This is a genomic window from Allomuricauda sp. NFXS6 (assembly GCF_040148835.1).
GTDB lineage: Bacteria > Bacteroidota > Bacteroidia > Flavobacteriales > Flavobacteriaceae > Flagellimonas.
Genome location: NZ_JAGEMG010000001.1, coordinates 221,481 through 246,007, shown reverse-complemented (window position 1 = coordinate 246,007; position 24,527 = coordinate 221,481). Strand labels below are relative to the sequence as shown.

General features: G+C 41.4%; 21 protein-coding genes and 1 tRNA gene. 16 read left to right on the top strand and 6 right to left on the bottom strand.

Annotated elements, in window-relative coordinates; genetic code table 11:
- Positions 1-6: 6 nt before the first annotated feature.
- From J4E06_RS01150 to J4E06_RS01120, 7 genes are all read left to right on the top strand, one after another.
- On the top strand, positions 7-2,736 hold the full coding sequence (locus tag J4E06_RS01150; RefSeq protein WP_349522211.1) for a TonB-dependent receptor: 2,730 nt from the start codon (positions 7-9) through the stop codon (positions 2,734-2,736).
- Positions 2,736-4,067 carry a DUF4249 domain-containing protein gene (locus J4E06_RS01145; protein WP_349522210.1) on the top strand — a complete coding sequence of 444 codons (1,332 nt, stop codon included), beginning with the start codon at positions 2,736-2,738 and terminating at the stop codon, positions 4,065-4,067. Before J4E06_RS01150 ends, J4E06_RS01145 begins: the two co-directional genes overlap by 1 nt.
- The gene (locus J4E06_RS01140; protein ID WP_349522209.1) at positions 4,064-5,425 is read left to right on the top strand and encodes a DUF4249 domain-containing protein; all 1,362 of its coding nucleotides are present in this window, start codon (positions 4,064-4,066) and stop codon (positions 5,423-5,425) included. The genes J4E06_RS01145 and J4E06_RS01140 overlap by 4 nt, the downstream gene beginning before the upstream one ends.
- 12 nt (positions 5,426-5,437) lie before the next feature.
- Positions 5,438-7,213: an Ig-like domain-containing protein gene (locus tag J4E06_RS01135; RefSeq protein ID WP_349522208.1), complete on the top strand. Its 1,776-nt coding sequence runs from the start codon at positions 5,438-5,440 to the stop codon at positions 7,211-7,213.
- A gap of 39 nt (positions 7,214-7,252) precedes the next feature.
- Complete coding sequence (locus J4E06_RS01130) at positions 7,253-7,693, top strand: hypothetical protein (RefSeq protein ID WP_349522207.1); 441 nt, start codon at positions 7,253-7,255, stop codon at positions 7,691-7,693.
- A gap of 624 nt (positions 7,694-8,317) precedes the next feature.
- A complete protein-coding gene (locus J4E06_RS01125) occupies positions 8,318-9,082 on the top strand; it encodes a DUF6090 family protein (protein ID WP_349522206.1) in 765 nt (254 codons plus the stop codon).
- A gap of 3 nt (positions 9,083-9,085) precedes the next feature.
- The gene (locus J4E06_RS01120; RefSeq protein WP_349522205.1) at positions 9,086-10,123 is read left to right on the top strand and encodes a serine hydrolase domain-containing protein; all 1,038 of its coding nucleotides are present in this window, start codon (positions 9,086-9,088) and stop codon (positions 10,121-10,123) included.
- An 805-nt stretch (positions 10,124-10,928) separates the two neighbouring features.
- Here the strand turns inward: J4E06_RS01120 and J4E06_RS01115 are convergent.
- Positions 10,929-11,002 (bottom strand) — tRNA-Arg (locus J4E06_RS01115).
- A gap of 63 nt (positions 11,003-11,065) precedes the next feature.
- Between J4E06_RS01115 and J4E06_RS01110 the strand changes: the two genes are divergently transcribed.
- On the top strand, positions 11,066-11,578 hold the full coding sequence (locus tag J4E06_RS01110; protein ID WP_349522204.1) for an adenine phosphoribosyltransferase: 513 nt from the start codon (positions 11,066-11,068) through the stop codon (positions 11,576-11,578).
- On the opposite strand, the gene J4E06_RS01105 is transcribed toward J4E06_RS01110, so the two are convergent.
- The 3 genes from J4E06_RS01105 to J4E06_RS01095 form a co-directional block, all read right to left on the bottom strand.
- Entirely contained in the window at positions 11,575-11,718 is a 144-nt protein-coding gene (locus tag J4E06_RS01105; protein WP_062787399.1) for a hypothetical protein, read from the bottom strand. The two genes, J4E06_RS01110 and J4E06_RS01105, sit on opposite strands and share 4 nt — an antisense overlap.
- A gap of 521 nt (positions 11,719-12,239) precedes the next feature.
- Positions 12,240-14,012 (bottom strand): M56 family metallopeptidase, encoded by a 1,773-nt coding sequence (locus tag J4E06_RS01100; RefSeq protein WP_349522203.1) that lies wholly within the window; start codon positions 14,010-14,012, stop codon positions 12,240-12,242.
- A complete protein-coding gene (locus tag J4E06_RS01095) occupies positions 14,012-14,371 on the bottom strand; it encodes a BlaI/MecI/CopY family transcriptional regulator (protein ID WP_349522603.1) in 360 nt (119 codons plus the stop codon). Before J4E06_RS01095 ends, J4E06_RS01100 begins: the two co-directional genes overlap by 1 nt.
- Before the next feature lie 153 nt (positions 14,372-14,524).
- Between J4E06_RS01095 and J4E06_RS01090 the strand changes: the two genes are divergently transcribed.
- Positions 14,525-15,463 (top strand): calcium/sodium antiporter, encoded by a 939-nt coding sequence (locus J4E06_RS01090; protein WP_349522202.1) that lies wholly within the window; start codon positions 14,525-14,527, stop codon positions 15,461-15,463.
- A 62-nt stretch (positions 15,464-15,525) separates the two neighbouring features.
- On the opposite strand, the gene J4E06_RS01085 is transcribed toward J4E06_RS01090, so the two are convergent.
- A complete protein-coding gene (locus J4E06_RS01085) occupies positions 15,526-16,536 on the bottom strand; it encodes a glutamine synthetase beta-grasp domain-containing protein (RefSeq protein WP_349522201.1) in 1,011 nt (336 codons plus the stop codon).
- A 211-nt stretch (positions 16,537-16,747) separates the two neighbouring features.
- Here J4E06_RS01085 and J4E06_RS01080 point away from each other — a divergent pair, with 211 nt between their 5' ends.
- The 7 genes from J4E06_RS01080 (at position 16,748) to J4E06_RS01050 (ending at position 23,805) form a co-directional block, all read left to right on the top strand.
- Positions 16,748-18,934 (top strand): glutamine synthetase III family protein, encoded by a 2,187-nt coding sequence (locus tag J4E06_RS01080; RefSeq protein WP_349522200.1) that lies wholly within the window; start codon positions 16,748-16,750, stop codon positions 18,932-18,934.
- Between the two features lie 78 nt (positions 18,935-19,012).
- Positions 19,013-20,191, top strand: coding sequence for an AIR synthase related protein (locus J4E06_RS01075; protein WP_349522199.1), 1,179 nt, complete (start codon positions 19,013-19,015; stop codon positions 20,189-20,191).
- A 46-nt stretch (positions 20,192-20,237) separates the two neighbouring features.
- Positions 20,238-20,678: a QcrA and Rieske domain-containing protein gene (locus J4E06_RS01070; protein ID WP_349522198.1), complete on the top strand. Its 441-nt coding sequence runs from the start codon at positions 20,238-20,240 to the stop codon at positions 20,676-20,678.
- 19 nt (positions 20,679-20,697) lie between these two features.
- Complete coding sequence (locus J4E06_RS01065; RefSeq protein ID WP_349522196.1) at positions 20,698-21,132, top strand: thioredoxin family protein; 435 nt, start codon at positions 20,698-20,700, stop codon at positions 21,130-21,132.
- Positions 21,129-22,124, top strand: a complete 996-nt coding sequence (locus J4E06_RS01060; protein WP_349522195.1) for an FAD:protein FMN transferase — start codon at positions 21,129-21,131, stop codon at positions 22,122-22,124. The genes J4E06_RS01065 and J4E06_RS01060 overlap by 4 nt, the downstream gene beginning before the upstream one ends.
- Positions 22,125-22,136: 12 nt before the next feature.
- Positions 22,137-22,346 carry a DUF4266 domain-containing protein gene (locus J4E06_RS01055; protein ID WP_349522194.1) on the top strand — a complete coding sequence of 70 codons (210 nt, stop codon included), beginning with the start codon at positions 22,137-22,139 and terminating at the stop codon, positions 22,344-22,346.
- A gap of 163 nt (positions 22,347-22,509) precedes the next feature.
- The gene (locus tag J4E06_RS01050) at positions 22,510-23,805 is read left to right on the top strand and encodes a DUF3570 domain-containing protein (protein WP_349522193.1); all 1,296 of its coding nucleotides are present in this window, start codon (positions 22,510-22,512) and stop codon (positions 23,803-23,805) included.
- Here J4E06_RS01050 and J4E06_RS01045 read toward each other — a convergent pair.
- Positions 23,792-24,451 carry an ATP-binding cassette domain-containing protein gene (locus J4E06_RS01045; protein ID WP_349522192.1) on the bottom strand — a complete coding sequence of 220 codons (660 nt, stop codon included), beginning with the start codon at positions 24,449-24,451 and terminating at the stop codon, positions 23,792-23,794. The two genes, J4E06_RS01050 and J4E06_RS01045, sit on opposite strands and share 14 nt — an antisense overlap.
- Positions 24,452-24,527 lie beyond the last annotated feature (76 nt).

Genomic DNA, 24,527 nt, shown 5'->3' with positions numbered 1-24,527 from the left:
TTTTTGATGGCACAGTTTACATTCTCACAAAATGCGCCGATAAGCATTTCGGCAGATTCAAAAACTCCTGCTGAATTCTTCCAGGAATTGCAGGCCAAATCCGGTTATTCTTTTTTCTACCTCGATGATTGGATTGAAAATATTGAGGTAGAACAGAATTTTCAAGATACTACCGTTTCCGAAATTTTGGATGTCGTTCTTTCCGATACCCCATTTAATTTTTACATTCTTGAAGAAGAGAAACGGGTGTTTTTATTACAAAACACGATTATCTATGATGAACTCCCCCCTAGTTTTTATCAAACAAAAGACACTTTGGAAAGCACAAATGCTGTACAAGTTCAAGGAAATATGCCTCCCCCAACATTTTATAATGACGAAGTGTCCCAAACCACTCAAAAATTTCCCGTGGTGCGGATAGGAAGGGCGGACGAGCAAAATCTGAGACCGACCTATACATTGTCGGGGCGCCTTGTGAATGCCCAAACAGGTGCCCCCATACCCGATTTGGCCATAAGGGTTGGCGGCCGTGTTGCCGTCACCAACGAGCAGGGCGCATATGAACTGGAACTGCCGGCGGGATACAACATCCTTTCAACAAGTGCCATGGGAATTCAAGACACGGATCGTGAGGTCATCATGTACAACGATGGAACCTTGAATCTTCAATTGCAGGAGAGTTTGGAGCAATTGGAAGAAGTGGTAGTCGAGGCAGATGCAGTTCGCAATGTGGAAGATGCCATTTCCGGCAACGAAGAGATAACCTCTGAAGAATCCAAGGACATCCCCCTGGTATTGGGCGAGCGAAATATTTTAGAGGTGGCCAAGGCCTTGCCCGGAATTTCCTCGGCTGGCGAAGGAGCCACGGGACTCAATGTTCGTGGTGGAAAAACGGACCAAAATTTGGTGTTGCTGGACGATGCGGTAATTTATAACCCGACCCATTTCTTCGGGATTTTCCAGGCCTTGAACCCTTTTACCACAGAAAAAGTAAACATTTACAAAGGTGCGCCCCCCGTGGAATTTGGTGGGCGGCTTTCCTCGGTACTCGATATCGAAACCAAAAATGGGGATACCCAAAAAATCAAGGGGGAGGGCTCCATAGGCCCGGTCACGGGAAATTTGGAGCTCGAGATCCCCATAAAAAAGGACACCTCATCCATCATATTTGGTGCACGTGGCGCCTATGCCGATTGGATATTGAAGATTCTGGACGAGGAATCCTTGAGCAACAGCGAAGCTTCATTCTTTGACGGGATCATAAAATACCACCATAGGTTCAACGAAAACAGTGAAATCCGAGGTACGGCCTATTACAGCAAGGACAATTTTAGCATCACTTCCGATTCGCTGTACAATTACAGCAACAGATTGGGCTCTGTACGTTGGGCACACAAGCTGAGCGAGAAAAGTACCGGGGTGCTCACGGGAAGCAATAGCAACTACAATTTTGGAATTGACTTTGATGACGAGGGGAACAGTGATTTTGATTTGAACTATGCCATAAATGAATCGGAACTGAGATACCGGTTGCGCACCCGTTTGAACGATGCCCATACACTTGATTACGGTCTGTCCGGAAAATATTATTCGGTGGACCCGGGAAGCATTGAGCCCAAAGGAAGTGCATCCAATGTGGAACCCATTTCCATAGATCGTGAGCAAGCTTTGGAAGGAGCCTTGTTCATCGGGGACGAATTCAAGGTTTCCGACAAGCTTTTGCTCAATGTGGGCGCACGCTATGCTTTTTATGCCGCAATGGGCCCGGGAACCCAGAATACCTATCAGGAAGGGGCGCCAAAGAGTGAATCCACGGTTCAGGACACCATAAGCTATGACAGCGGCGAATTCATCAAAACATACGGAGGCCCGGAGGCACGAATTTCTGCCAGATATTTGCTCGCCCCCGATTTTTCGGTAAAGGCCAGCTTCAACAATTCGTATCAATTTATCCATACCCTTTCCAACAACACCACGGTGTCGCCCATTGATACCTGGAAGCTCTCGGATTTGAACATCAGGCCGCAAAAAGGCTATCAGGCCACTTTGGGTTTCTTTAAAAACCTCAATGACAATATGTTCGAATTGAGCTTGGAGGGCTACTACAAACGTATGGATGATGTGCTCGATTTTAAGACGGGTGCCGACCTGTTGCTCAATGAAAATGTGGAGACCGAAGTGCTTCAGGGACAAGGGAAGGCCTACGGGGTGGAATTTCTTCTAAAGAAAAACAAAGGCGACCTGAACGGATGGCTGAGTTATACCTATTCCCGTTCCCTATATAAATTTGACGGTGAGACCAGTGAGGAACGCATCAACAATGGGGAGTTTTTCCCATCCAATTTTGACAAGCCGCACGATTTGAGTGTCATCGCCAATTACAAGTTTACCAGGCGGTACAGCGTATCCATGAACTTCGCCTATCAAACCGGAAGACCGATCACCTATCCGGTGGGAACCTTTAGGTTCAACAATTCGGATTACGTTGTCTTTAGCGATCGGAACAAATTCAGGATACCCGATTATTATCGCTTGGACCTTGGAATCAATATTGAGGGAAACCACAAAAAGAACAAACTGGCCCATAGCTTTATCACCATCCAAGTGTACAATGTCTTGGGCAGGAACAACCCTTACTCGGTCTTTTTTGTAACGGAGGATGGGGAGGTCAAAGCATTGCAGAGTTCCATTTTTGCGGTGCCCATTCCTTCCATTACCTATAATTTTAAGTTTTGATGAAATTTCTTAAAGTTACATATCGCCTAATTTTGGGAATCATCTTCCTGACATCTCTTGGTGCATGTTTGGACGAATTGGATATTCAAACCTTGGGCAATGAAGAAGAAGAGCCGGCCCTGGTGGTGGAAGCTGTGCTGACCGATGAGCTCATCACACAAAAAGTGTATTTGAGCAGGAGCAGTCTGCGGTTGGATTTGGAGACGGACACGGTGTATAACCCTTATATTCCTTTGGGTAGCCGACCTGTGGATTCCGTTGATATGGAAGGGGGAGCCACGGTTCGAGTCCTGGGCGACAACGGTGTGGAATTCAATTTCACCGAAGGCGATGAGGGCACTTATCTTTCCAATCAACCCTTTGCCTTGGAGATGGGGGTAAACTATACCTTGGAGATCGAGACGGGCAATGGACGGGAATATGTTTCCGACCCATTGAGCGTGCAAGGAAAGTCGCAATTGACCAATGTGTATGCTGAAAAAGCTGTCAGTGATACCGGAGTGGAAGGAGTTGCCATATATGTGGACAGTGAGCCAACACAAGGAAACCCTCAATTTTATCGCTATACTTTTGAAGAAACCTATAAAATAGTTTCTCCCAACTGGTCGAGCAGAGAGTTTGTACTGACCAATTACGACCCTTGTGCCCTCCCGGTGCCAACATACGATTTACAGGTAGTGGAAAAAGAAGTGGAGAACAGGGTGTGTTACAATACCGTTCCATCAACTTCAATAGAACAATTGAGTACTTCCGGTGCATCTGGGAGTAACATTTCCAAGCATATGGTGCGCTTTATTGGCAAGGACAATTTCATCATTTCAGAACGATACAGTATTCTGGTACAACAACAGGTGCAGTCTGCCGATGCCTATTCCTTCTACGAGACCCTGGATGATTTTTCGCAATCGGACAATGTGTTTTCCCAGATTCAACCTGGGCCTCTTTATGCCAACGTTCAAAGAAAAGACGGTACAAGCGAAGATGTTTTGGGGTATGTGGATGCCGTTGGTGTATCGGATAGGCGATTGTTCTTCAATTTTGAAGATTTTTTTTCCGAGGAAGAACTGCCACCTTTTCCTTTCGACTGCAATTTAACCTCAATTCCGGAGTCACATCCATCCTATTGTTCCCAATTTCCTGAACCGAACCCTTGTCCGGAATCTGTAATAGAAAGGGTAAATATAGGTACCATATCTTATTATTCACCCTATGATGAAGACTTGGCACCCAATGCCACTTGTCCGGGTCCTTACATAGTTGTTCCAAGAATTTGTGGAGACTGTACGCTGTTGGGCGATAATGTTGAACCTGATTTTTGGGTGGAAGAATGAGCTGCAGAACAAACATATACGGTTGGGTCGCTTTATTGATGGCTTTTGCTTGTGTAGAACCTTTTGATGCCACCTCCGACATACTTTCGGATACCAGTATGGTGGGCGCATTGGTGGTAGAGGCAAATATTACCGATATGGAGACCACACAAAAGGTTTTCTTGAGCCGAATGCAACGGGTGGAAAGTGACAGTACGGTAAATGTGGAGGAAGAACGACTTTTTAACGTGAACACGCCCATTATAATAGAGCGCGGTCTTGGACCCCAATTCGAAAGCGGCGCAGATGTCGAAATTCGTGCAGGCAATGGTACGGTTTACGACTTTGAAGAAACCGAAGACGGCACCTACGAATCCTTGGCCCCATTTGCGGCAATGCCCAATGTTTCCTATCAATTGTTCGTGTCCACCTCCAATGGGGAAGCATATGAGTCCGATGCGATGCTGCTTCCGCAGACCTCTACCATTGAAAATATATATGCCGAGCGAACGGTCAGCGACTCCGGACTCGAAGGTGTCGGTATTTTTGTGGACTCCACCTTCCCGACCGATGGCGACAAGCTTTTAAGGTATGCCTACGAGGAAACCTATAAAATAATTGCACCTTATTGGACCCCTTTTGATTTTGAAATCATACGGGATCAAACGGAGGTTATTTATGATGATCTTGGCAATATCGAGGAGATTTTGTATCCCGACGTACGATTGGTGCCCAGGGCCAGGGAAGAGCAGGTGTGTTTTAGGACCGACCTTTCCACGGGAGAAGTGTTGTTGAACGGGAACAGACTTGGTGGAAATAGGGCGGAAAGGACCATGGTCCGCTTTATTGGCGTTGATAATCCGATCATATCCCATAGATACAGTATTTTGGTCAAACAAAGGGGCGTATCCAGGCAGGCCTTTGATTTTTATGAAAAGCTAGTGGCATTTTCACAAAGTGAATCGCTTTTTAGTCAAGTACAACCGGGCAGTTTGGAAGGAAACGTTTACAGCACGAGCGGCAATGTCCCTGTGGTGGGCTTTTTTGACGTAAGCACAGAGGTGAGTCAACGCTTGTACTTTAATTTTGATGATTTGTTCCCCGATCAGTCGCTTCCCCCTTATTTTGGAATCGTCAATTGCGAGAATCCCGTAGCCCCGCTCCTTGGAAATCCAGAAAGGGACGGACCATTACCGCCATCAGGGGGCGATGCATGCCCTCAGCCGTTAATTGAACGTATAAAGTTAGGTTTAGTGGAATACTATCAGGATAATTCGGGTCTAGCTGCATGTAATGGTCCATATTTGGTGGTCCCCACCATATGCGGGGATTGCAATGTAGTGGGATCCAATGTAAAACCCGATTTCTGGATAGATTAAAAAACACAGCTCATGAAAAAACAATGGATAATACTTTTGGTTTTTGCAGCATCGGTTTTGAACGCCCATGCGCAATATGTGATAAGCAATCTTGAGGAATTGGAAAACCTAAAGGCCCTTCCGCAAGAAAAGGTGTATTTGCACCATACCGGCCCATTGATGTTCACGGGAGAATATTTGCACTATGCGTTTTATTGCTTCAACGCACGCACCAATCGGGCAAGCAATGTGAGTTTTGTGGGTTATGTGGCCTTGGTCGATCAGCAAGGGGAATATATTGTGGAGCAAAAGGCGCGACTTGAAGAAGGGAAATCACAAGGCGATTTCTTTATCAATACCGATGTGCCTTCAGGAAACTATAAATTGCTCGGTTATACCCAATGGATGAAAAACAATGGGCTGGAGCAGGTCTTCCAAGATGATCTGGTCATCATCAACCCCTATCAGGTCGATCAGTCCTCCTTGTTGCCCGATGATTCAGAAGCCATGGTGTCGAATCAAGATGTGTCCGTTGCTCAACCCGTAGACTCATCTGTGGTGCAGCTAAAAATGGAAAGAGAGGTTTTTGGAACAAGGGCGAAGGTGGTGGTGAACCTTAAAAACTACAAAGGGCAGTTGGGCCACGGCAATTATACCATCAAAGTCCAAAAGAAAAGTGAAATGGAAGTGCAACCAGCGATGAATGCCATGGCCTACGCAACTAATTATCTGGATGTAAAAGGAGATACGGACAAAACGGTGGGAGACAGTATATTTTTACCGGAACAGCGTGGGGAGTTATTGTTTGGAAAAGTGACCGATGGCAGCGGAACTCCGGTGGAGGGTGCCGACGTAGTGGTTTCTGTACCGAGTGAGGAATTTCTGTTAAAATTTGCCACCACCGACAGTAACGGAAACTTTTATACCTATTTGAGAAAAGATTATAAGGAGGACAGGGCCGTGATACAGATAAATGAAGATGCATCTAATTTAGAGGTCTCACTGGGAAAAGTGCCTCATCTGGATGTCTCTGGATTGGCCTTTGGTCAATTTTACCTAAAGCCGGAATACACGGATGCCATAGAACGGCGCAGCATCCATAACCAGTTGGAAAATCAATTCTTCTCCGTAAAACCGGACTCCGTTCTTTTGGGTGACCCGATAGACCCGTTTGAAGGGGGGATGGCAGAGACACTCTATTTGAACGATTTTACCCGCTTCCCCACCTTTCAGGAGACGCTTGTGGAAATCCTTAATTATGCAGGGTATAGAAATAACAGATCAGGTAGCGATTACATCCGTATTGCCCAAGATTTTGAAACCTTTAATGAAGAAGCCAACGTTTTTCCGGCCATAGTTTTGATTGACGGTGTTTTTATCCCGAATCATGAAAAAATAAAGGAATTTGATGCCAGAAAAATAGCATCCATCAGTTTGGTGCGAGATCAATTTAGAATGGCGGGTGAGCAATACCAGGGAATGATGTTGGTCAAGACCATAGATGGCGATTTTTTTGAAGACTATGCTCCAGCCCATGGCATTAATGTGCCCATAGAAAAACCGATGCTAAAAAAGAACTATTTCAAACAGGATTATATCATGGAAAATGAGGATAATCAACAGATTCCCGATTATAGAAGAATTCTGCTTTGGGAACCGCATGTTGAGGTAGAGGATCCTGATTTGCAATTTGAGTTCTACACCTCTGACCTTACGGGTGAATTCGAAGTGGTTCTGGACGGATTTACCACTTATGGCAAACCAATAAGCATGTATAAAACAATTATCGTAAAAGATGCGAGTCAATAGTTGTACTTTTAAAGAATTATTATAAAAAAACTTGACATAATGAGAGCCTTACGTACATTAATCATATTTTTTGCCGTAGCTACATTTTCCAACCTGGATGCCATTGGGCAGGAACAATTGAATGCCGAAACGGTGAACGATTTAAAAAACACCAAACAATTCGCCATTGGAGTAAGTGATGAGCGCCATTTTAAAGGAGCGTTGGGTATGTATGATTTTTTGGTTGAAAGTGGAGTTGAAATCGAGGATTACGAAGTTGTTGTTAAGGGCAAGGTAGTCGCCGATTTGGTCAAGGGTTCCGAACTGGAAACCTTTTTTCAAAAATACAAGGGCAAGGTACGTGTAAGCATTTGCAGTGTGGCCATGGAAAAATTGGGGGTATCAAAGGACAAATTGTTCGATGGTTTGGAACCTATACCCACCTGGTCGGTTAGAATCCTGCAACTGCAGGCCAAGGGGTATAACACCTTGACGTATTGAGTTTTGAATTCTTTCTATACAAAAATATCCCAATAAAAAAACGCCAAGCACTGCTTAGGCGTTTTTTTATGGAATTGTTTGTTCGTGACCGAGGCAGGATTCAAACCTCGCTCCGCAAGCCTTATATTTAAAGGATTTTAAGATCTTACAAATCTGTTGACCGAATTACTGTCTTTTAATTTGGCAGTAATTCTCGATGATTCAACTTTCAAAATACAGATAATAATTTTAAATGTTTGAAATCACTTCAAACAAGAATTGGTCCATTTTGAAATGATTAGAATACTGATAAGTCATTGGTCAGTTTTGAAACCCCAAGTCTTAACCTCAACTTTTACGCTTGTCCTATCGGTTTTTCTAGTGTTCGGAAAGATAAGTTCCATTAACAGCTCCAAGGAAACAGCAGCCACTTAGTTAATTGATACTCTATACACTAAAGAAAGGGATTTAGGTTTTCACGCTCGCGTGAAAAATCGAATACAAGATGTAGAACTCAATGTCACTGAATTCCTGATTGGTATTAATTGCAATTCACTATCTTTCAATTGATTTGGAAGAATGGTGGGCCACTATCCGCCAACGAGTCAAAAACCTAACTGTTATTGCTAATTTTGAATCCTTCCTATGAAGTTATTTAGAAAAACTAGGCATAAGTTGTTATTGGACAATAAAAAAACTCAATACCTTAAGTATGCTCTAGGAGAAATTATATTGGTTGTAATCGGAATTTTGATTGCGTTACAGATAAATAATTGGAATCAGTCAATTAAGGATAAAGATTCTTTAAATGAATATTTGACTAAAATAAAAACACATACATCGGAAGATATCGAACAGTTAGAGGAATTGAAAAAAGGAAGAAAGCAAATTGGTGATATCTGTAAAAAAGCACGGAATAGCATTTTAAATAAGACCGAAAATGAAAATCTTTTTTTATTCAAGGTAAGTGGTGCGGCTTTTGCCGATTTTTATTTCAAACCGAATGTTGGCGGATACGAATCCTTAAAAAGTTCAGAATATTATGGTAAAATAAACAATACCGGACTCGATTCGCTTTTGGCAAAATATCACGGTTTAGTGGATATTATAGCTGAAAACGAGAAAAGTTACAATGAATCCACGGTGTATCAAGAGAATTATCTAGATACTCAATTCGATAGATCACTAATTTTAGCTTCTGCATTTATGTCAAAAGATTCTTTAGACGCAAAAGCAACTCCTCAATCAGAATATGACAGAGCATTCATAGAATACACATCCAAACCAGCTTATAGAAATGTCATTAGTCTAGCAGCATGGCAATTCGATACAATGATTGACCAATACAATCAATTAACAGCACTAGGACATGAAATTATTAGAGAAATAGATATAGTAACTCAGGAATAAAAAATGATAAAAAATAAAAATGCCAAATGGACGGTGCGCGTTTTGCTACTGGTTGGAACCTTAATTTCACTTTATTTTGTGCCATGGCTATTGGTAAAAGCATGGATACTTCCGCTGCCTGATACGATTCAGGAACAAGCAGATGAAGCTATCGATCATGGGTTTGACGGAATAATTGTCTATATAGACCAAACTGGCAAACCACCTCAGTTTTATGCTGCAGGCTGGCACGACCGAGAATCCAAGATTCCCGCCAAACCCGACGCATTGTTTAAAATTGCCAGTATCAGCAAGCTACATGATGCTGTGGCCGTTACTAAACTGGTAAGTGATGGACGGCTTTCCCTAGATAAAACCATCGCTGATTATTTACCTGAACTCGTGGGAAAAATCGAAAACGCAGAGAAAATTACGTTGAGGTTGATGATTCAACATAGAAGTGGAATACCCAACTTCACAGATGCTCCGAATTTTTGGGCAGCTCCAACACAATCCTATGAAGAGAGTCTTGCATTGATTTTGGACAAGCCTGCCAACTTTGAACCCGGTGAGGACTATGAATATTGCAATACAAATTACCTTCTGATCAACAAGATAATGGATGATGTTTTGGGGTATCCCAATTTTCAATTTATACGCGAAGAAATTTTAGAGCCTCTACATCTAAATAATACCTATGGATCATTAAGTGAGGTGAATATGGATGATGTAATGAGTGGTTACCATGTAGGACATCCTTATGATTTGAAGGAAGATGAACATGGCATGTTGGCCACAGCTGAAGACGTGGGCACTTTCCTGAGGGCACTGAACGACGGTTCATTGTTTGCACCAGGAGAACAGGAAATATATGCTTCTATTTATGAATACGAACATGGAGGTTGGGTTCCAGGGTATCAAAGTTTTGCAAAATATCACAAAGACATTGATGCAGTTACCATCGAGTTTTACAGTACAACTGATTCCAAACTTTACAATTGGAACTTGTCAGAAATCATAAATAATAGAATTTTTAAAATTCTAAAAAGGCAGAAAAGCTGATAACATAGTACAAAGGCATTAAAAACGTTATTTGTACTAAACGTTTCAAAGGTTCAAATAAACGATAGTTGACTAACTGACCTCCTCCCGTTAATCCGAACAGTTTAAAACTAGAGGAACTGTCCGAACGTCCAGAATTGGCCAAAGACGCATCGCCCATTTCCGGTCCTTTAAAATATTACAGCGATAAAGCTCATGTTATTTTCTACCAATTTGATAGTGTTGAGGAAATTTTTATTGTCAGGGTGTTGGGCAAACGCATGAATTTTGTTGAGCATCTTTAAAGTTCATAAAAACGATAGGATGCCTATAATTTAACAACCTTCTAAACTGGATAAAAACCTAAAATAACATCATAAGCAAAAGATTTGGCATCCATGGAGTATGCTATTGCTCGTAGTTATTGCTTTGGGCTTTATACTAACTTCGGAAAAAAACAAAAAGATTCCTAACTCGATCTAATCGTTTTTAGGGAAGGCTACACCATTTACGGTCACTCTTACAAAGATTTCCGCTTTATTATTGATAGCTCATGATTTGTTGATACAGAAATAGGATTGAAAAGGTGTATGATGTTTTCATAGTTGTCATCGTAGGGTTAAACGTTAAGATGAAAGTCAAATCAACTATGTACCAGTGTCTTAGAGCTTCATTCGGTCAACAGTATTGACGATTGGATTTTGTTGACCGATTTGTTACCGATTGATATGAAATCAAAACAAATTAAATGATACTCTAAAAATGCTGAAAACCTTACAGTTATAGATTCTGTAAGGTTTTCCGTTTGTTTGGCATTGCTGCCCAGTGACCGCGGCAGGATTCAAACCTGCAACCTTCTGAGCCGTAATCAGATGCGCTATTCAGTTGCGCCACGCGGCCTTATTTAAGGGCTGCAAATATATTTCTTTTTAACTTTACCACAAAACCCTAGCACACAAAAAAATGGATTTTGCACCCTACATTCGTGATATTGAGGACTTCCCCAAGCCAGGGGTCGTTTTTAAGGACATCACCCCTTTGCTAAAGGATCCAAAAGCTTTCCAAAAAGCGGGCGAAGCATTGTTGGGTTTAACCGCTAATATGAAAATAGATAAGGTTGTTGGAGTGGATAGTAGAGGCTTTATTTTTGCCCCGATGATGGCCGAAAAATTGGGTGCAGGATTTGTAACCGTTCGTAAATCCGGCAAACTGCCTTTCCATACAGTTTCTGAATCCTATGATTTGGAATACGGTACCGGAATTTTGGAAATGCATTCAGATGCCATAGAAAAAGGCGACAAGGTTTTGGTACATGATGATGTTCTGGCAACTGGCGGTACGGCCCAGGCCGTTTGTAAACTGGTTGAAAAACTTGGGGGAGAAGTGGTGCAATGTAATTTTTTAATTGAACTTACCTTTTTGCAAGGGGCGGAAAAAATTAAACAATACCAAAAAGAGGTATTGCTGCAATATTAATCCAAGGCATTTTTGGTAACGTAGTAGCGCCAGCCTATAATGGCCATTTGCAGTTTGGAAGCTTTGGCCAAATCCAAACCCTTTTTGGAATACGACGGAAGAACCGCCTTGTTGATTTTTGCCAATATCTTGTAAAACATATAACTACATTCTTTTGTACAAATATAGGTAAAGCTGTTTACAAGCTTTTAAGCTCAATAGCAATGTAGCAACCCTTTACGGTTTTAAATAAATATAACCGTTAAGAGTTGCACAAGAAGTGTGATGAAGAACTTTACAATTGCTATCATTTTTTGATTGATTTTAGGTTTGAAAAAACTGTTATCTCTTTGTTGTTTCTTCGAATATATAATGATAAAAGTCATGCTTCCAACTAATTAGGTCAAAAACAATGCAATTGCATACGAGATTGTATCTTAAAAAATAGATTGCTCCTTCAACTGAAACCTTATATCTTGTAAAAAGTTATAAACTGTAATATTAAAATCATTTTTACTTATATAAATGTTAGAATCATAGAGGTGTTTTGAAGTGTTTTTTGAAAACCAAGGGAGGTTTCGTTTAAAAAAGGGTCAATTTTGACGTTTTCGTTGCTGCAGAAAAAAAGAACCGCTCCTTTCGGGGCGGTTCCATTGACCATTCAAAAATGATAATTTTACAATTATTCATTCTTCTTTGTGGTGATTTCGATAACCCCATCTTTAGCTTTTTTTCCGTATTTCTCTATCGCTTTGTCACCTTTAAATACGTTAACGCTTTCAATATCGTTGGGCGATATTTTTTTAAGGTCCTTTGATTTGGATTTTTTACCATCAATATAGTAGAGTGGCTCACCCTTTCCGTCATTATCTATAAAAAAGTAACTGGCGTCATCATCGCCACTAATAACTTCAATGTCTTCGTCGTCATCAGAATCTCTAATGACCATAACATTTTTACTCTCTTTTACTTCGATTTCTTTTTCATCATCCGTTTTGATCATCACAACATTCTTGTGTTTTTTCTCCCCCACTTTTTTGATGGTCACATGCCTAATGTTTTCGTCTTCCTCGTCCTTTGTTACAAAAATGGAAGCAACGTTATCTAAATCGATATCTTCCATTTCTTTCTCGGTCAGTCGCTTTCCATTGACGATGACCTCTTTCTCTTCATCACCTTCTTTAATAATGATTTCAGTATTATCATCGGTTGTCCAAGAGCTTTTGCCCTTTATTTGATGGATTTGAACGTTTTGGCTCTTGCCAGCATTCCAAAAAGAAACCGCATTGTTTGCATCGTCGTAAAACACGGTAATGGGGCCAATGGGTCCGTCAGAATTGCTATTGTAGTTACCGCTGAACGATTTTCCTTCGGAGTTTTTTCCGCTCAATTGCAGGGAAATTTCAATAATTTCCTTGTCATCGTTCCTCACGGTGGTGTAGCTAAAATCTATGTCGTCCTTGCCCAAATCCTTTTTGATTTTGTCCAGTTCGACATCAGTAGTGTTTTTATCAATGGTCAACTCAACTGTTTTGTTATCATCTGAATTTTCTTCGGTCATTAAACTCTCTACGCTATCGGAATCCTTGTACAGATACGTTTCCTCAATACTGAAACTTGCCAAAAACAAGCCCAACAAAGGAAGCATCACCAAGGTTTTGAGCACATTGACTTTTTTTGATTGATTTTGATTTAACATGACTATTCGTTTTTTGATTAATGAATTATAAAATGAACTCGCTAAAGTGTGTTCTTGTGTATCTACCACCTGCTTTAGCATCAGGTATTGGTAGGATTTTTTGTCTTTTGCTTGTGCTATGGCAAAGTGATCGGCCAAATACTCCAAGTTTTGCCTTACTGCACTTTTATATATCCACAATACTGGATTGAACCAGAAAAAGATTTTTAACAGTTCCAGCAACAAGATATCCAACGTATGGAGTTGCCGAGCATGGACTTTTTCGTGTTCCAAAACCGAATGCAGTTCGTTGGATTCAAAAAGTCGGGGGTTGTAAAAAAGATAATTAAAGAAAGAAAATGGAGATATCGGCTTCTCCGTTTCCATATGCAAAAAAGGTGTTTCCCTTCTTTTACGAGCATTTTTGGCCAACTTTTTCAAAGAAACCAACTTGCTGATAAACCTAATAAACAGAAAAAGACTCACAACAATATAAATGGACAAAAGTATGTTTTCGAGGGTGTAAATACTTTGGTTCGTCGTATTTAGGGGAATTTGTTCACTCGTTTCTACTGCTTGAACGAGCGTAGCTTGTGAAACAACAATTGTTTTTTGAATCTTGATCAATGGAAAAACAAAAGCAAGCACCAATCCCGACAATAGGAACAGTCTGTTCTCTTTAAAAAGGGTGTCACGCTTTAAAAATATATGGTACACCGCTAAAAATGCACCCGATATAAGTGCCGATTGCAAAAAGTATAAGAATATCGGTTCCATTATTTCTTCTTTTCAATTAGGTCAATAATCTCTTTCAGTTCCGTTATGGATATTTTTTCCTCCTGTGCAAAGTGGGAGACCAAACTTTTAAAGGAATCATTATAGTAATCGGCAATAGCCGCATTAACATATTTTTTACGGTACTGTTCCTTGCTCACCACCGGGAAATACCTGTGGGTATTGCCAAAGGCCTCATGATCTACGAACCCTTTTTCCTGAAGATTCCTTACAATGGTGGACAAGGTGTTGTAATGTGGTTTTTCGCCCTCGATTTCTTCCAGAATTTCCTTAACAAAAGCTTTTTTCAGCTCCCAGAGGATTTTCATGATTTCCTCTTCCTTATTGGTCAATTTTTGCATGATGTTGTTATTAGCTGATTCAAACATAATACTATTGTTTTAGTTAAACAACTATTTTTATAGTTTATTAACTAATTATTTAGTTTTTCTTTTTGATGGAACCTTCTTTGATGAGTGATTCTTCCCTTATCTTTGCGCAAAATTTTACTTTTTTTGGGAAATCTACTTTTTATCGTTTTGGGATTGATTCTTCTGATTGCCGGGGGAAATTGGTTGCTAAAATCAGCGGTAGCCTTGTCCCTACGATTAAACATCCCCAAAATTGTGGTGGGTATGACGGTTGTTTCCTTCGCGACTTCCGCTCCAGAACTTATTGTTAGTATCAAAGCCGCTTTGGATGGGTTTCCAGATTTGGCATTGGGCAATGTGGTTGGTTCTAATATTGCCAATTTGGGGCTGGTTTTGGCCATTACCGTAATCTTGGGCAGTATTGATGTTAGAAAAAGTTTCTACACTACGGATTGGCCGGTAATGATTGTTGCATCATTATTGTTTTGTGGTTTCATTTATTTTGATGGAGAACTTCAGCAAAACGAAGGGATTATCCTCGTGTCCTTGTTATTTGTGTTTTTGGTTTACCTGTTAAGGTTTCAAAAAACGGCGGTGGTTGATGAAATGCCCGAAGACGACATCCCTCTGCCACTATATAAAATTGTCCTGTTTTTGGGGATCGGGGGCACGGCATTGTGGGGTGGCTCGGAACTTTTGATTGATGGTGCCGTGGGCATGGCCTCATCTTTTGGCGTTAGTGACCGTGTAATTGGTATCACCATTGTATCCGTAGGGACCAGTATACCGGAATTGGCAGCTTCGGTGATTGCGGTGTTAAAAAAAGAGAAGGCGATTTCTCTTGGAAATCTGATTGGTTCCAATATTTTTAATCTGTTGGCCGTATTGGGAATCACATCCATAATTACTCCGATTACGGTTATGGACCAAGGCTTGCTGACCAACGATATTTTTTGGATGCTGGGAATATCCTTTCTTATTCTACCCTTGGTATTTTTTCCAAAAGGATTGCGATTGGGTTGGCGGGATGGATTGATTCTTTTGGCTTTCTACGCGATGTTCATCTACTTTACCGTAAAATAAAAACCGCCCCAAAGAACGGGACGGTTTTCATCTATAATCAACAACTAATTTAGATACGTGTTTTATACTTCGGCGGATTTTACCGTTTTTACGATTACGGCCGCAACTTTGTATGGGTCGGCGTTAGAGGCAGGTCTTCTGTCTTCTAACCATCCTTTCCATCCTTTTTCCACGGTAAGGATCGGAATTCTGATGGATGCCCCTCTATCGGAAACACCATAGCTGAAATCTGTAATGGAAGCAGTTTCGTGTTTCCCTGTCAATCTTTCATCATTGTACTCACCGTAAACTGAGATGTGCTCTTTGGTTACAGGACGGAAAGCCTCACAAACTTTTTCATAAACTTCTTTGGAACCACATGTTCTCAACAAAGTGTTGGAGAAATTGGCGTGCATACCGGAACCGTTCCAGTCTCCTTTAATAGGTTTTGGATGGTACTCAATATAGTATCCGTAGCTCTCGGTCAATCTTTGCAACATATAACGAGCTACCCAAATCTCATCACCTGCTTTTTTGGCTCCTTTGGCGAACAATTGGAATTCCCACTGTCCGGCAGCCACCTCTTGGTTGATGCCCTCGAACTGCAGTCCAGCATCCAGACAAAGATCGGCATGCTCTTCAACAAGATCTCTTCCCCAGGTGTTTCTTCCTCCAACGGAACAATAGTAAAGCCCTTGAGGGCCAGGATAACCACCAACGGGGAATCCTAATGGCAGTCCTGTAGCAGTGTCCATAATAAAGTATTCCTGCTCAAATCCAAACCAGAAGTCATCATCCTCGTCATCAATGGTAGCTCTGGAATTGCTCACGTGTGGCGTTCCATCAGGATTCAATACCTCGGTCATAACCAAATAACCATCTCTTCTTGCGGGGTCTGGATAAATGGCAACGGGCTTCAATAGGCAGTCAGAGGAACCTCCTTCGGCTTGTTTTGTAGATGAACCGTCAAAAGACCACGTTGGGCAATCTTCCAATTTACCGCTAAAATCTTCTTCTATTCTAGTTTTACTTCTAATGTTGGCTGTTGGTTCATAACCATCCAACCATAGATACTCTAATTTAGATTTGCTCATAATTTTGGTAGTTAATCGTTCTCAATTCTATGATTAGCAAAAATAGTTTTTTCATTTAAATATCAATGTTTTAAGGGGTTAAAATCACAAAGTTGTGTTTATTATTTATATTACCCCTGTTTTTAAAAGGGATGAATGAAAAAAAAGTAATTTTTGAAGTTTAAATTATTAAATTCTTAATTGTAGATTTGAAAATTAAAGATTGTTGAAAATGTCAAAAACAAGATTTCAGGCCTTGGCGGAAAGTCGAAATAGGGGGCAAATTAGTATTAATGAAACAGGAAAAAGATCCGATCTATTCGGGAAAAATGTTTTCAATGAGGATAAGATGCTCCAATTCCTCACGGAAGAAGCTTTGGATAAGGTAAAGTCCGCTATTTTTCAAGGAACTAAAATAGACCGAAAAGTAGCCGACCAAGTTGCCGAAGGTATGAAAGCCTGGGCACTATCAATGGGAGCTACGCATTATACACACTGGTTTCAGCCATTAACAGGTGCCACAGCAGAAAAACATGACGCTTTCTTCGATATTCTTCCCAACGGAAGGGCGATGGAGAAGTTTGGAGGCGCACAATTGGTGCAGCAAGAACCCGATGCTTCCAGTTTTCCTAGTGGTGGAATCCGAAACACTTTTGAAGCACGTGGGTACACCGCCTGGGACCCCACATCTCCAGCTTTTATTTATAAAACAACCTTGTGCATCCCCACCATTTTTGTGGCTTATACGGGAGAAGCTTTGGATAATAAAGCTCCATTACTGCGGGCCTTGCATGCTGTAGACCAAGCAGCTACTTCGGTAGCGCAATACTTTGATAAAAATGTTAGAAAAGTACATGCGACACTGGGTTGGGAACAGGAATATTTTTTAATTGATAAGTCATTGGTAAATTCCCGTCTGGATCTTTCCGTAACTGGACGGACCCTAGTCGGCAGTTTCTCGGCCAAAGGCCAGCAATTGGACGATCACTATTTTGGAGTGATTCCGGCAAGGGTTCTAGGGTTTATGAGTGAGTTGGAAAAAGAATGTACCAAACTCGGAATCCCGGTAAAAACACGCCATAATGAGGTGGCGCCAAACCAATTTGAACTTGCCTCCGTATTTGAAGAGGCCAACCTCTCCGTAGATCATAATTTATTGTTGATGGATGTGATGGAAGAGATTGCCGATAAATACAATTTCTCCGTGCTCTTCCACGAAAAGCCCTTTTCGGGAATCAACGGCTCAGGTAAACACAACAACTGGTCGCTAGGTACCGATACGGGCGTTAATTTATTGAGCCCGGGTACAACCCCGATGAAAAACCTACAGTTTCTGACATTCTTCATAAATACCATCAAAGCAGTGGATACTTATGAAGAATTGTTGAGAGCTTCAATTGCTTCGGCCAGTAACGACCACAGATTGGGAGCCAATGAAGCACCACCACCCATTATTTCCATATTTATAGGTAAACAATTGAGCGATGTGCTTGATGAGTTGGAAGGGGTTTCCAAAGGGAAATTGTCCCCGAAGGAAAAAACCGAGCTCAAACTCAACGTAGTGGGCAAGATTCCGGAAATATTGCTCGACAATACGGACAGGAACCGAACATCACCTTTTGCGTTCACCGGAAATAAATTTGAGATGAGAGGGGTAGGGGCCAAGATGAACTGTGCCAAGCCCATGACCATGCTCAATACGATTGTGGCCAAACAATTGACCGACTTTAAAAAAGAGGTCGATGTCTTGATCGACAAGAAAAGCCTAAAAAAGGACGAAGCAGTTTTCAATGTATTGCGAGAATACATCAAAACATCCAAACGTATCCGTTTTGAAGGGGATGGGTATGGTATTGAATGGCAGGAAGAAGCACGCAGACGAAAACTGAGCTTCAACAAAAATACACCGGAAGCGCTGCAGGTCATCACATCAAAAGAAAGCTACGCACTCTTCAAACAAATGGATGTGATGAACGAAGTGGAACTCAAAGCTCACAAAGAAGTGGAATTGGGCGCTTACATTTTCCATATTCAGATCGAAGGCCGTATACTGGGGGAAATGGTATACAATCATATTATTCCTGCTGCTGTCAAGTATCAGAATATGCTATTGGAGAACATTCAAGGGCTTAAGGACGTTTATGGGGCCGCTCATAAAAAAACGGCAGAAGTCCAATTGAATATTTTAGAACAAATAGGGGAGCACATCTCTGAAATTAAAAAGCTTACGGATGAAATGGCCGATGCTCGAAAGCGTGCCAATGGTATGTCCGTGGTGGATAAGAAGGCCCAAGCGTATTGTAATAATGTGCGTCCGTATTTTGATAAAATCCGTGAACATTCCGATGCATTGGAAAAGCTTATCGCGGATGAATTCTGGCCATTTACCAAATACAGGGAAATGTTGTTTTCCAAATAGAGCACAACCCAAAAGGAAAAGACGGAAAGCATATCAATAATTTGATGGCTTTCCGTTATTTTTGCCCAAACCTTTCATATGTCATCGGATACCAGTAAAAGATACGCTCAACGAGGTGTTTCAGCCTCCAAGGAAGATGTGCACAACGCCATCAAAAACATTGATAAAGGACTTTTTCCCAAAGCGTTCTGCAAAATAGTACCCGATTATTTAACAGGTAGCGAAGACCACTGTTTGGTAATGCACGCCGATGGTGCAGGAACCAAATCCTCTTTGGCTTATATGTATTGGAAGGAAACGGGGGATGTTTCAGTTTGGAAAGGTATAGCCCAAGATGCACTTATTATGAACGTGGATGACCTTATCTGCGTAGGCGCAACGGACAATATTATATTGTCGTCCACCATTGGGCGCAACAAGAATCTAATTCCAGGTGAAGTAATTTCGGCCATCATCAATGGTACCGAGGAATTGATTTCCGATTTGGAAAAGCACGGCATCACCATTCGCTCCACAGGGGGTGAAACTGCAGATGTTGGCGATTTGGTGCGAACCATAATCGTGGATTCCACTGTTACGGCGCGTATGGAACGAAAAAACGTGATCGACAATGCCAATATCAAAGCTGGAGATGTAATTGTAGGTTTAGCGTCTTTCGGAAAGGCGAGTTACGAGACCGAATACAACGGTGGTATGGGCAGTAATGGGTTGACTTCAGCCAGACACGACGTATTTTCCAAATATCTCGCCGAGAAATACCCGGAAAGTTTTGATGCTTCCGTTCCCGAAGAATTGGTATACTCCGGAAGTACAAAATTGACGGATGAAGTACCCGATTCGCCCCTTGATGCTGGGAAATTGGTATTGTCTCCGACCCGAACTTACGCGCCCATTATCAAACAAGTGCTGGAACACTATACTTCAGAAGAAATTCACGGGATGGTGCATTGCAGTGGAGGCGCGCAGACGAAGATTCTTCATTTTGTGGAAAACCTTCACATCATCAAGGACAATATGTTTGCGATTCCACCCCTGTTCAAACTGATTCAAGAACAATCTGGGACCGATTGGAAAGAGATGTACCAAGTTTTCAACTGTGGCCATCGAATGGAATTGTATGTGGATGAGCAAGTTGCAGAGGAAATTATTGCGATATCCCAAAGTTTTAATGTGGACGCACAGATCATTGGTCGAGTAGCATCCTCCGACACTAAAAAATTGACTATCCAAAGCCCCTACGGCAAGTTTGAATATTAGCATACTTTTTGCCCCGAAATAGCGTTCTTGTAATAAACCTTACGCTATGGAAAGAAAAGAGTTTCTCCGAAGTTTGGGAGCAGGTGCGGCGTTTGCCCTCACATTTCCTTGTTTACAAGGCTGTTCCAAAGACCAGATAGATGGTAATTTGGTCGAAGAACCTACGGGGGTCGATTTTGCTATAGACCTTACTTCTTCGGAGGCCTCCAGCCTTTCTGAAAATGGTGGATTTATATTGAAAAATCTAGTGGTTATAGCCAGAAACTTGCAAGGAGAATATGTGGCGGCAAGTCAGGTTTGTAGTCATCAATCTTATGATCAAGTGCGTTTTGTGGACCAGAATGGCGGTATTTTCTACTGTGATGTGCACGGATCGCGTTTTGATCAGGATGGAACCCCGCTCAATCAAGTGGATGGGAGTCCGGCCAAGGCCCTGAAGGTCTACAATACAGAACTCAACGGTTCCATGTTACGGGTTTACGAATAGTTGTTAAGTTCCAAGTCGAATGAAAAAAATAGTCTACATACTAATTTTTTCCTGTGCGGGTATGCTTCACGCACAATGGCAAGAAAATTTCGATGAAGCCCTCACCAAGGCCTCTACTGAAGACAAACCCATTGTTTTGGTTTTTTCGGGTTCGGATTGGTGTGCCCCCTGCATCCGATTAAAGCGACACATTTTTGATAGCGATGAGTTCCAAGCCTATGCCTCGGAACATTATGTAATGTATGATGCCGATTTTCCAAGGAAGAAACAGAATAAGTTGCCTGAGGAAAAAATGAACCAGAACAAATCCTTGGCCGAAAAATATAACCCAAAGGGTTATTTTCCCTTAGTGGTGGTAATGGACAAGGATCAAAACGTTTTGGGTACCACAGGTTTTGTGGCCCGGACCAGTCCAGAGAAATACATCAAGACCCTAAATAAATTTTTGAAATGAAAGCCCTCGTTGCCTTAGCTTGCAGTCTTTGTTGCCTGTTGTCGTTTGGGCAGTCGAGACAAACCGATGTCACCGTAAAAAGGACCTTGAAATTAATGGGGACCCGTTTCGAGATAACTGTGGTGGCACCGAATGAGGAAATTGGCTACATCAACATAGACGAAGCCGTATCTGAAATTGAACGCGTAGAAAAACTGATTTCGTCATGGGATAAGGATTCCGAAACCACATTGATCAACAAAAATGCAGGAATCAAACCCGTCAAGGTAAACCGGGAGCTTTTGAATTTGATTGAGCGTTCCATTAAAATATCCGAAATAACAGATGGTGCTTTTGATATCACCTACGCATCAATGGACAATATCTGGAAGTTTGATGGGACCATGGACAAAGTTCCGACCGAAGCAGAAATAAAAAATTCGGTTTCAAAAGTGGGGTTCAAAAAGATTCAGCTTGATGCGGAAAACCAAACCGTCTACCTCCCTGAAAAGGGAATGAAAATAGGATTTGGTGCCATTGGTAAAGGCTATGCTGCGGATAGGGCCAAGGAATTGTTGGTTTCCAAAGATGTTAAGGGAGGAATCATCAATGCGTCCGGGGACCTTACCACTTGGGGAACCAAAGTAACAGGTGAAAAATGGCTGGTAGGTATTGCCAACCCGCTGAGCAAGGACAAAGTTTTTAGTTGGCTGCCCATCATCGAGTCTTCCGTAGCTACTTCTGGCAATTATGAAAAATATATAGAGCTCGACGGGAAAAAGTATTCGCACATTATGGACCCAAGAACGGGATACCCGACGCGAGGCATCAACAGTGTTTCCATTTTTGCCAAACAAGCCGAGTTGTGCGATGCTTTGGCAACAGCTGTTTTTACGATGGGCAGGGATGTTGGCCTGCATATGATCAATCAGATTGATGGGGTGGAAGCCGTTGTGGTGGACTCCGAAAATAAAGTGCATAAGAGTTCAGGTATTATGTTCGATACGAATTAGTACATTTAAATTATGGGAAGGCTATATTTTTTACTATTGCTATTGATTTTTTCGAGCTCTTGTGTTGCCGTGCGCGAGTACGACAAGGTGTATGTGAACGATGAGGAAATGCAGTTGAGCGCTAGACCATGCGAGCGCTTCGAAACAAATTTCCATATTTATAGGGAGGCTTCTTCTGGTGCCAACGGTGGCAAAACAGGCGGTGGATGTGGATGTAATTGAAATGGTCAATAAAAAAAATATGGGGCCAGGTTTTGTCAACCTGAACTTGTTTCAGGATCTCATTTGGCTCTTGATTACCCATATAATGAGATTCCGAAATAAATTCGGAATGACGTACACAAGGAAAATACTACAGATTACAAGTTTCAACTTTTAAAAACCTATGACTCAATTGTCCATTTCAACAAAAAACCTTTCCGTAGTTTTATTTTTTCTGATGGTGTCTGTGAGTTGGGCGCAACAAAATGCTACTTCTTATAAAAGGAGGGTGTTGGAGGCAAGCGAGGTGGATTTACTTTTTAGTTATTACAGTCAAGATGGGCAAAATGCAGCAGTAACAGGAGGGGAGGGCACCGAAGAATTGACCGATGCCACATCCAGTATTGTACTGCGAATGCCTATGAACGAGGATGATATTTTAACGGTAGATGTTGGGCTATCAGCCTATACTTCGGCATCTTCGAGTAATGTGAACCCTTTGGATGGTGGACTCAATGTTAGCCCGTTTGATGCCTCTTCGGGCGAATCACGAAAGGATGTATTGGCCTATATCAACCCCAGTTATCAACACAGTTCCGATGATCGTAACTCCATTTGGAGTGCCAATGCTTATTTTTCTTCTGAATACGACTATTTCTCTATTGGTTTTGGAGGTAGTTACACGAAACTTTTTAATGAAAAGAATACGGAGATCACGCTCAGCGGGAACGTATTTTTAGATAAGTGGAACGCAATTTACCCCATTGAACTGCGAGAAGGTTTTTTTGATGACCGAATCACAGGTAATGGAACATACAGCCCTATTTTCTCTGAATTTGATAGCGAGAACAGGAACTCCTATTCCTTGTCATTGAGCTTTTCACAAATTTTAAGTCAAAAATTGCAGGGCGCCCTATTTATGGATGTGGTTTCCCAAAACGGTTTGTTAAGTACACCGTTCCAACGTGTATATTTCTCGGATTTTGAAGATTTTTATATTGATGATTTCCAATTGGCGGACAACGTAGAACAATTGCCTGATAGCCGATTTAAGATACCTGTGGGCGGTCGGTTGAATTATTATTTGAACGATTTAGTCGTGCTGCGTTCCTATTACCGTTTTTATTGGGATGATTGGGGCATTAGCTCCCACACCGCAAGTTTGGAAGCTCCAGTCAAGTTGACCAATAAATTCACTTTGTACCCGACTTACCGATACTACACCCAAACTGCAGCGGATTATTTTTACCCAAAGGAACAGGCTTTGTCCACCTATGATTTTTATACTTCGGACTACGATTTGTCCAATTACGATGCCCATCAATATGGAATAGGAGTGCAGTACAAGGATATTTTTACGAGTGCCAGAGTCCTCAATTTTGGGTTGAAAACCATCAACCTACGCTTTAGCCAATATGATCGTAGTGATGGCCTCAATGCCTTCATCGTTACGCTTGGGACTACTTTTATTGGGAATTAGCTGGTAAATATCCTTCATTTTGAAGGTCTTTGGTATTGCAGATTAATTTAGAACATCCATTTTTCAAAAAATACAGTTCATCACTTAGCTCTAGGATTTCTTCGTAGAAATGGTCTGTAAGCAATATGACTTTATGGGCCTTTCTTTTCTGTATGATTTCCTTGATTTTGGAGATATAAAGAGGGGCTAAGTTGGAGAAAGGTTCGTCAAGCAGAATTATGCTTTTATCACTATTTAAAATTAAATAGGTTTCCAATAATCTTAATTCACCACCCGAAAGTTCTGAAGTATAATGGTTTTTGAATGTTTTGAAATGTTGAAAAGTTTGAATGAATGTTTTCCAGTCAATATTGAACAATTTAAAGCAAGTGCCTACTTTAATATTTTTGGAAAGTAGTTTATGCTGCGGCAGGTAGGCAACCTTAGTGCTTAGAAACAAAGGCTCTTTTATGAACTTTCCATCAATCCGGATGGATTTATATTTAGGTTTTAAGCTTCCAAACAGAATATTAAGCAAGGATGTTTTGCCAGAGCCATTTCTACCCAATATTCCAGTAATTTTTCCGCTTTCGGCTTTCAAATACACTCCCCTCAAAATGCTTTTGTTATCAAAAGAGAGCTCTATGTTGTCAATTTCAAGAATCAAGAGAAAAAGATGAGATATATAATTGATGATATAATCAAATCAAAAGCAAAGGAGAGAGACAATAAACATATTTTTG

Excerpts from the sequence above, each read along its gene's own strand:
- J4E06_RS01150 (WP_349522211.1), top strand. The coding sequence starts at position 7 with ATGGCACAGTTTACATTCTCACAAAATGCGCCGATAAGCATTTCGGCA.
- J4E06_RS01145 (WP_349522210.1), top strand. The coding sequence starts at position 2,736 with ATGAAATTTCTTAAAGTTACATATCGCCTAATTTTGGGAATCATCTTC.
- J4E06_RS01140 (WP_349522209.1), top strand. The coding sequence starts at position 4,064 with ATGAGCTGCAGAACAAACATATACGGTTGGGTCGCTTTATTGATGGCT.
- J4E06_RS01135 (WP_349522208.1), top strand. The coding sequence starts at position 5,438 with ATGAAAAAACAATGGATAATACTTTTGGTTTTTGCAGCATCGGTTTTG.
- J4E06_RS01130 (WP_349522207.1), top strand. The coding sequence starts at position 7,253 with ATGAGAGCCTTACGTACATTAATCATATTTTTTGCCGTAGCTACATTT.
- J4E06_RS01125 (WP_349522206.1), top strand. The coding sequence starts at position 8,318 with ATGAAGTTATTTAGAAAAACTAGGCATAAGTTGTTATTGGACAATAAA.
- J4E06_RS01120 (WP_349522205.1), top strand. The coding sequence starts at position 9,086 with ATGATAAAAAATAAAAATGCCAAATGGACGGTGCGCGTTTTGCTACTG.
- J4E06_RS01110 (WP_349522204.1), top strand. The coding sequence starts at position 11,066 with ATGGATTTTGCACCCTACATTCGTGATATTGAGGACTTCCCCAAGCCA.
- J4E06_RS01105 (WP_062787399.1), bottom strand. The coding sequence starts at position 11,718 with ATGTTTTACAAGATATTGGCAAAAATCAACAAGGCGGTTCTTCCGTCG.
- J4E06_RS01100 (WP_349522203.1), bottom strand. The coding sequence starts at position 14,012 with ATGGAACCGATATTCTTATACTTTTTGCAATCGGCACTTATATCGGGT.
- J4E06_RS01095 (WP_349522603.1), bottom strand. The coding sequence starts at position 14,371 with ATGCAAAAATTGACCAATAAGGAAGAGGAAATCATGAAAATCCTCTGG.
- J4E06_RS01085 (WP_349522201.1), bottom strand. The coding sequence starts at position 16,536 with ATGAGCAAATCTAAATTAGAGTATCTATGGTTGGATGGTTATGAACCA.
- J4E06_RS01080 (WP_349522200.1), top strand. The coding sequence starts at position 16,748 with ATGTCAAAAACAAGATTTCAGGCCTTGGCGGAAAGTCGAAATAGGGGG.
- J4E06_RS01075 (WP_349522199.1), top strand. The coding sequence starts at position 19,013 with ATGTCATCGGATACCAGTAAAAGATACGCTCAACGAGGTGTTTCAGCC.
- J4E06_RS01070 (WP_349522198.1), top strand. The coding sequence starts at position 20,238 with ATGGAAAGAAAAGAGTTTCTCCGAAGTTTGGGAGCAGGTGCGGCGTTT.
- J4E06_RS01065 (WP_349522196.1), top strand. The coding sequence starts at position 20,698 with ATGAAAAAAATAGTCTACATACTAATTTTTTCCTGTGCGGGTATGCTT.
- J4E06_RS01060 (WP_349522195.1), top strand. The coding sequence starts at position 21,129 with ATGAAAGCCCTCGTTGCCTTAGCTTGCAGTCTTTGTTGCCTGTTGTCG.
- J4E06_RS01055 (WP_349522194.1), top strand. The coding sequence starts at position 22,137 with ATGGGAAGGCTATATTTTTTACTATTGCTATTGATTTTTTCGAGCTCT.
- J4E06_RS01050 (WP_349522193.1), top strand. The coding sequence starts at position 22,510 with ATGACTCAATTGTCCATTTCAACAAAAAACCTTTCCGTAGTTTTATTT.